General features: G+C 47.6%; 8 protein-coding genes. 6 read left to right on the top strand and 2 right to left on the bottom strand.

Annotation, left to right across the window (positions count from 1 at the left end):
• Nucleotides 1-364, bottom strand: a 364-nt coding sequence (locus HMPREF9081_RS07895) for a transposase (RefSeq protein ID WP_245529864.1), incomplete at its 3' end; no start/stop codon positions are given.
• Between the two features lie 249 nt (nt 365-613).
• On the opposite strand from HMPREF9081_RS07895, the gene HMPREF9081_RS13290 reads away from it, so the two are divergent.
• The 4 genes from HMPREF9081_RS13290 (at nt 614) to HMPREF9081_RS07880 (ending at nt 3089) form a co-directional block, all read left to right on the top strand.
• Complete coding sequence (locus HMPREF9081_RS13290) at nt 614-931, top strand: ArsR/SmtB family transcription factor (protein ID WP_009440323.1); 318 nt, start codon at nt 614-616, stop codon at nt 929-931.
• 81 nt (nt 932-1012) lie between these two features.
• Entirely contained in the window at nt 1013-2026 is a 1014-nt protein-coding gene (locus tag HMPREF9081_RS07890; RefSeq protein ID WP_006306615.1) for a permease, read from the top strand.
• A gap of 224 nt (nt 2027-2250) precedes the next feature.
• Nucleotides 2251-2622 (top strand): thioredoxin family protein, encoded by a 372-nt coding sequence (locus tag HMPREF9081_RS13280; protein WP_071530378.1) that lies wholly within the window; start codon nt 2251-2253, stop codon nt 2620-2622.
• Between the two features lie 143 nt (nt 2623-2765).
• A complete protein-coding gene (locus HMPREF9081_RS07880) occupies nt 2766-3089 on the top strand; it encodes a hypothetical protein (RefSeq protein WP_006306613.1) in 324 nt (107 codons plus the stop codon).
• A gap of 198 nt (nt 3090-3287) precedes the next feature.
• On the opposite strand, the gene HMPREF9081_RS07875 is transcribed toward HMPREF9081_RS07880, so the two are convergent.
• On the bottom strand, nt 3288-4223 hold the full coding sequence (locus HMPREF9081_RS07875; RefSeq protein ID WP_006306612.1) for a LysR family transcriptional regulator: 936 nt from the start codon (nt 4221-4223) through the stop codon (nt 3288-3290).
• Nucleotides 4224-4345: 122 nt separating this feature from the next.
• Here HMPREF9081_RS07875 and HMPREF9081_RS07870 point away from each other — a divergent pair, with 122 nt between their 5' ends.
• A complete protein-coding gene (locus HMPREF9081_RS07870; RefSeq protein WP_006306611.1) occupies nt 4346-5158 on the top strand; it encodes an MBL fold metallo-hydrolase in 813 nt (270 codons plus the stop codon).
• Nucleotides 5159-5310: 152 nt separating this feature from the next.
• Complete coding sequence (locus HMPREF9081_RS07865) at nt 5311-6840, top strand: YifB family Mg chelatase-like AAA ATPase (RefSeq protein WP_006306610.1); 1530 nt, start codon at nt 5311-5313, stop codon at nt 6838-6840.

The following is a 6840-nucleotide window of genomic DNA, read 5'->3' as shown; positions in this document are numbered from 1 at the left end:
GAATGATGGTGGCGTCAACGATTGTACCGCCGTGCATGATGAGTCCTGCGGCGTCCAGCCGCTCTTTCACGTCATCGAACATCTTGCGGGTGATGTCATGCTTTTCCAGCAGGTGTCGAAACTGCAGGAGTGTCGTAGCATCCGGTGTCCGTTCGATGGAGAAGTCGATCTTCAGGAAGCGCTTCATGGCATAGCTGTCATAGATTGCATCCTCGATTCCCTCGTCCGAGAGACCGAACCAGTTCTGCATGAGATACATGCGCAGCATCGTTTCGAGCGGGATTAACTTTCTGCCACGCTCTTTCTGGACGTAGAACGGCGCAATGAGTTCCATCCATTCTTTCCAAGGGATGATGGATTCCATGGCATCCAGGAAGGCTTCACGCTTTGTTGTTCTGTTACGGTTTGCGTATTCCATGTCTGTAAATGTTTGCTGCACCATTTTTGTCTCTCCCTCATCGTTTATTGTCTTTCTCTATTGTAATCTTTCGAGGTAAAGTTGCGCAACATAAGAATTTATCAGTGTTTCCTTAGAAAAACTATAATTTCATATTGACTTTTTTCGATTTGAAGCATATGCTTAAATCAAGAAATTTGGATTTGAGGTGAGAGCATGGCAACTATTTATGAGGAAAGAGCAAAAATCTTTAAAGCTTTAAGTGATGAGCGTAGATTACGCATTTTAGAACTTTTGCGGAATGGAGAAAAGTGTACTTGCACTTTAACCGATGAAGTGAATATGCCTCAATCTTCGCTTTCCTATCACATGAAAATCCTATGTGAAGCAGGTATTGTGACAGGTCGTGAGGACGGTAAATGGACACATTACCAAATCAGCAAGCAAGGCAGTGAAAAGGTACTGGCTTTATTGAAAGATACGATTGCTATTGACGAAACAAATATGAGTTGTAATAAATGTTCAAACACCTAAAAGCCGTTCCAATATGGCAACGGTTTTTTTAGGAATATCAAATCGAAAATTCTTGATTTATTAAGAAAGAGAGGTTAGGATATGCAGGCACTAAAAAGTGTTTGGGATTTCTTTCAGAATGAAATCCTCGGTATGAAATGGCTAAACCAACTGATAGGAAATCTGTTAGAAGCGTGTGGTCTATCTACTGAAACTCGGTTCGGGGGAAGCGTTCAGTTTTTCATCTACGACACCATAAAAATTATGCTATTGCTGGGTGTTTTAATTTTGATAATTTTGTATATTCAAAGTTATTTCCCGCCGGAGAGAACCAAAAAGATATTAGGGAGATTTCGAGGAATAGGGGCAAATATGATAGCTGCCCTTTTGGGAACAGTTACGCCGTTTTGTTCTTGTTCGTCCATTCCAATATTTATCGGTTTTACCAGTGCCGGGCTGCCGCTGGGTGTTACGTTTTCTTTTTTAATTTCTTCTCCTATGGTAGACCTCGGCTCTCTTTTACTCCTTATGAGCATATTCGGCTGGAAAGTGGCAATCGTGTATGTTCTGCTCGGACTTATAATTGCTGTTGCAGGAGGGAGTTTAATCGAAAAACTACACCTTGAAAATGAAGTAGAGGAATACATTAAAAATGGAAAATCCGTTGATATTCCGCAGGAAGAATTGCACTTTAAGGATAGACTTCATTTTGCATGGGAACAGGATGTATCTACTGCGAAAAAGGTTGCACCTTATGTCTTGATCGGTGTAGGTATCGGGGCTATTATTCATAACTGGATACCGGAAGAAATCATTGTTAATATACTCGGAGCTAATAACCCATTTGGTGTAATTATCGCAACTATTGCCGGAGTACCCATGTATGCAGATATTTTTGGAACAATTCCGATTGCAGAAGCACTACTGGCAAAGGGAGCATTGTTGGGCGTTGTTTTATCTTTTATGATGGGCGTTACCACTTTGTCCCTGCCTTCAATGATTATGCTTCGTAAAGCTGTAAAACCTAAACTTTTATGGATTTTTATCGCAATCTGTACTGTCGGAATTATACTGGTTGGCTATTTCTTTAACGCCGTTCAGCCAATGCTAATTTGAAATGAGGTAGAAAAATACACTGCGAAAATGTAAAAGAATGTATTTGTCCTAAAATATCGTGCCAAAATCATGGGAGGTGTTGTGCTTGCGTCATAAAGCACCGTACAACGGATAGTTTGCCTTATTGCTTGTTCCCGGATAATGGCGGGGATAAAAGCAATCGAAATCATTATGAGGTTTTGAAAAAACGCTTTGAAAGCGAAAAATAAATGGAGGTATTCATTATGTCATTATTTAACAGAAAAAACAAAGAAGAAAAAACGCCTGCGTGTGCTTGTAATGCCGGCTGCCCGACAAGCGAGGCAACAGAAATCAAGCTGGAAAAAGAGTGTTACGGAAAAACAGTGGACGGAATTTGCTGTATTAAGGTTTTAGGTTCTGGTTGCAAAAGCTGTCGTGCACTGTTAGAAGCAACTCAGGAAGCGGTTCATTCAATGGGACTTACTATTGAGATTGAATATGTTACAGACATGGAAAAAATCATGCAGTATGGAGTAATGAGTATGCCAGCTCTTGTTGTAAATGAGCAGGTTGCTTCTATGGGAAAGGTGTTGAAATCAAAAGAAGTAGAAACACTTTTGAAAAAATTGATTTAGCAAATCCAGCCGAGCCGGTCAACGGCGAGTGAATGGACTGCGCCCACCGTTGACAGCCCCGTCTGTCCTTGCTGGTGGGTAATCAAGGGGCGACAGCAAAAAGTGCTGCCGCCCTTTCCCATAATCGAAGAAAAAGGGGGGTCATGACTGAACAGGAAGCCTATCAAGAGCATATCCACTATACCCATGATACCTACTGCCGGATTGTTATTAGCCATGCGTCCTTTGACGCTGCCCGTATGCTGGCGGCGAGGTGGAAACGGGAAATCTCCCTTGAATACTTGACCGAAGAAAAATTTGTCCCGTTAAGCACCGCAGACGAATATTTTCAAGTGCCGGACTATGGCGAAACTTATCCGTTCTCTGTCCGGGGGCAGACGATACTTTTAGATAGCTGCTCCCTTGCGGCGGCTCTTGCTCAACTGCTGGAACAGATGCAGGAGGAAATCTTTTTGTATTACTTCTAGCACTTGACGCAGAAAGAAATCGGAGAACAATGCTGCTGGACACGCGGCACAATCGGGCGGCATATCCAGCTTGCCTTGAAACTGCTGAAAGAGGAAATGGAGGTGTTGCCCCATGAGTGACCGACTTCTCCCCTATGAAACCATTGTAAAGGCACATGAGGGCGACCCCCATAGCAATAGAATGGTTCTGTTCATCAGTTACCATATGATACGATCCTTTCTCGTTTTTTTCAGCCAATCCAAGAGGAATTGACGGAATGTACGCGCCGCTTCGGTGAGGATGACGGTCTTGTTCTGTATGAGGCATACCTCCTGCCCCATATCTTTTCCGTCGCCAAGTTCTCGCATGACAATGTCTGGCTGTCTGTTCATGACGGCTGCGTAGTCGTAGCCGAGATTGATCGCAGGATTATGACGCAGCAGATCAACAATGAGGGATTCATCGGCAGTTTCGGCTAGAATCTCGATTTTGAGACCTAGCAGGAGGATGTGTTTGTCGATATTATGACGGAAACAGTGATAGGCGCGTCCTTTACTGATGATCATTTGTCCGTCGAGATCTGTGTAGGTGATACGGCTCTTTTCTGCCAAGGGATGATGCGCAGAGAGACGAGCACAGTAGCGGGAGAAAAAGAGTACGTCCCCTTGAAAGCGTGTCTGATCAAAAGGCGCGGTGACGATGGCAAAATGACATCGCTTTGTCAGAAGTCCCTCCATTGCATCGTCGTCCGTTGTATCGACAATGCTCAAAATAATGCTCGGATGGGCGGCATGAAAATCCTGTAGAAATTGCGCTCCGAGATAAGAAAAGACGTGATCCAGTGCAAAAATGGTAACGACACTTTTTGAATGAGTGGCGAGGGATTTCATGCTTTCGATGGATTGATATTCATCCAGCATACGTTGAACGTGGGGCAGTAGCGCTGCTGCATAATCGGTCGGAATAATTCCGCGTGGGGTACGGGTGAAAAGCGGCTGCCCAAGCTCCTCCTCGAGTGACCGCATCGCTCTGCTGAGACCTTGTCTTGCAACATAAAGATGATCTGCTGCCGTCTGGATATTGCCGCAGCGATAGACCTCAATAAAATACTCCATCTGTTTTCGATTCATCTTCATACCTCCCAGCTTTTTCATCGTTATCTATTTTACCGCAACAATATTGTTGCGGCAAGCACCGTTGTTTTTCTTGTTATCATTTGGGAAGTTCGATATACTGCTGAAACAGATCAACCAAATGATGAACAGGAGGAACACTTATGAAACTCACACAGATTCGCAATGCAACGAACCGTTTGGACTATGCAGGGAAAGTTTTTCTGATTGACCCGTGGCTTGCACCGAAACACCAGATGTCATTTGTCGATATTCCGGACATGCCGTTCCATGTCCCCGATCCGATGAAGGAGCATCTTCCGATGCCGTTCTATGATTTGCCGATGGATATGGGGCAGATTTTGAGCGGTGTCGACTACTACATCGTTACGCATCTGCATCCCGATCATATTGATATGACACCGGACGGGACGGTCGGTGCGCCGCTTGATAAGGCGGTTCCAGTCATCTGTCAGTCGGAGGAGGATGCCTCTGTTCTGCGGAGTTCCGGGTTTTCAGAGGTAATCGTCCTGCCGACAAGCGGTATGGAGTTCGGTGCGGCGAGACTGACCCGCGTCCCTGCCCTGCACGGTACCGTTGTTCCGTGCGGTGACGCGATGGGGATTGTGTTTGAGGCACCGGAGGAGAACACCTTCTATTTGGCAGGGGATACGGTCTGGTATTCCGGCATAGCTGAGACACTGCGGAACTATCAGCCTGAGGTGATTGCCTTGAACTGTTGTGCCGCAGAGACCGTGGAAAACGGACGCCTCATCATGAACGATGAAGATGTTCACTGCGTTGCAATGACTGCGCCTAACGCCCGTCTTTATCTAACGCACTTGGACAATGTCGCACATGCTGCGCTTACGAGGCATACACTGCGAGGTTGTTTGGCACGTCGCGGCGTGGTGAATTATGATATGCCGTCCGATGGTGCGTCGGTTGAATATAAAGCCGCAACAGCCAGAGCTTAATTCCTGTCATACGGTAAATTCCGCACACAAAAGAGATTCCATTCGCCCCACTTAGCGCCTGGAATCTCTTTTTTGTTGCAAAGAATCATTAGGCAACATACCCTATCCTGTGTTATAATTTTCTTATATTTGAAACGTAGGAGGGAAGGCCGTTGTTTGCAAAGACTTATGGTGCGACGACCCTCGGGATTGATGGACGGATTATCGACGTTGAGGTGGATGTGTCACCGGGGCTGCCGGGCTTTGAGTTGGTCGGGCTTCCCGATACGTCGGTGAAGGAGTCAAAGGAGCGGGTACGCACGGCGATTCGGAACTCCGGCATTCAGCTGCGGCAGGAGCGGGTGACGGTCAATCTTGCCCCCGCTGATGTACGAAAGGACAGCTCGGGACTTGATCTACCGATTGCCGTCGGACTCCTTGCGTCCTACGGTATGGTTCCCGAGACGGCAGTGCAGAATGCACTCTTCTCTGCGGAACTTTCTCTCGATGGAAACTGCCGTCCGATCAGCGGCATTCTCCCGATGGCGATTACGGCGCGGGAGCGCGGGCTAACGGAGTTCTACGTTGCACCGTCGAATGCAGACGAGGCACTCCTTATTGATGGACTGAAGGTCTATGCGGTTGAGAATTTGGCACAACTTGTGCGTCATTTGATGGGCACGGAGACGCTGACTCCTGCAACACCGAATCATATCGAAACACAAAAAGACGCCGCTTTCACCGATGACTTTGCGGACGTACAGGGGCAGTACCAGGCGAAACGTGCGCTTGAGATTGCAGCGGCAGGCGGGCATAATGTCCTGATGGTCGGTGTACCCGGTTCGGGCAAGACGATGTTGGCACGTCGGATGCCTTCAATCCTGCCGGAGCTGACGAAGGAAGAAGCCATTGAGATCACAAAGATCTACAGCATCTCGGGGCTGCTCGGCAAGGATACGGGGCTTGTGACGACGCGTCCATTTCGCAGTCCGCATCATACCTCCTCGACGGTGGCGATGATCGGAGGCGGGAGCATCCCGCGTCCGGGCGAGGTGACGCTTGCCCATCACGGCGTGCTATTTCTCGATGAGCTGTCGGAGTTCAGCAAGAAGACGCTTGAGGTGCTACGTGAGCCAATTGAGGATCGCCAGATTACGGTGTCGCGTGCGAACGCAACACTGACCTTTCCCTCTAGTATCATTTTGGTAGCGGCAATGAATCCATGCCCCTGTGGATTTTTTGGAGATAAGAGCCACGCCTGTGAATGTTCTGCGGGCGAGATCAAGAGATATACGCGCAAGCTGTCGGGGCCCTTGCTGGATCGCATCGATCTCCATATACGTGTATCGCGTGTGGAGTATTCAGATCTCCACGCAACGCGCAGGGCAGAGTCCTCAGCCTCGATTCGCCAGCGTGTGGTGGCGGCACGTACGATCGAATGGGAGCGACTGCATCGGCATGGGCTCTTTTGTAATGCTCAGATGAATCACAGCATGATCAAGAAGTATTGCCGGCTCGAGAGGGAGGCGGAGAGTTTGCTTGAGGCTGCGTTTCACAGAATCAATTTATCGGCACGCTCCCATGACCGCATTATCAAGGTGGCGCGAACGATTGCCGATTTGGCGCAAAGCCCTGCCATCACGGCAATACACATCGCGGAGGCGATACAGCTGCGCTCTGATGTTGGGCTGAACATTGAGTGA

This window comes from Centipeda periodontii DSM 2778 (assembly GCF_000213975.1).
In the GTDB taxonomy this organism is placed as follows: domain Bacteria; phylum Bacillota; class Negativicutes; order Selenomonadales; family Selenomonadaceae; genus Centipeda; species Centipeda periodontii.
The sequence above is the reverse complement of the archived record's forward strand: the minus strand, read 5'-3'. Positions and strand labels throughout refer to the sequence as shown.